General features: G+C 70.4%; 1 pseudogene. It reads left to right on the top strand.

The features are described from left to right. Nucleotides 1–948: pseudogene (glnD, locus tag G7A99_RS21310) on the top strand ([protein-PII] uridylyltransferase); the annotation flags it as partial. Nucleotides 949–963 lie beyond the last annotated feature (15 nt).

The following is a 963-nucleotide window of genomic DNA, read 5'->3' as shown; positions in this document are numbered from 1 at the left end:
CGCCTGGACTACCTCTACCTGCTCACCGTGGCCGACATCCGCGGCACCGATCCCAAGCTGTGGAACTCCTGGCGCGAGGCGCTGCTGCGCGAGCTCTACGAGCTCACCAAGCGGGCCATCCGCCGGGGCCTCGGCAACCCCATCGACGGCGACGAGCTGGTGCGCGAGACCCAGCAGCAGGCCCGCCGGCGGCTGCGCGAGCAGGGCCTGCACCACATGACCGTGCGCTCGATCTGGCGGCACTTCACCCCGGACTACTTCCTGCGCTACAGCGCCGAGGAGATCGCCTGGCACACCGCTGCCATCCATGCCCACCGCGGCGAGGACGCCCCGCTGGTCCTCATCGACCCGGAGAGCCCCCGCGGCGGCACGGAGGTGTTCGTCTACACCCGCGACCGCGACAACATCTTCGCGCTCACGGTCTCGGCACTGGACCAGCTGCGGCTCAACATCCAGGATGCGCGCATCATCACCACGGAGAACGGCTACACCCTGGACAGCTACCTGGTGCTGGAGGACGACGGCCACCCCATCAGCGGCCACGACCGGGGCGCGGAGATCGCCGGCCACGTCGCCGACAGCCTGGCCACCCCGGACCGGCTGCCGGAGCCCTCGGCCCGGACGCTGCCGCGGCGGCTGCGCCACTTCAGCACCGAGAGCCAGGTCAACTTCTCCGAGGAACCGCACAACGAGCGCACGGCGATGGAGCTGATCACCGGCGACCAGCCCGGCCTGCTCGCGCAGGTGGGCTACACCTTCGCGCGCTGCGGCATCCGGGTGCAGAACGCCAAGATCAGCACCATCGGCGAGCGCGCCGAGGACGTATTCTTCATCACCGGGCCGGACAACGCCCCGCTCACCGCCGCGGAGCAGCACGAGCTGCGGACCGCGCTGCTGGAGATCGTCGACGACGACGCCGATATCATGGCCCGCGCGGACGGCGTCTAGGCGTCCAGCGGTTTC

It is taken from the genome of Arhodomonas sp. KWT, assembly GCF_010993615.1.
Note: the sequence above shows the minus strand (reverse complement) of the source record. Positions and strands in the feature narration are given on the sequence as shown.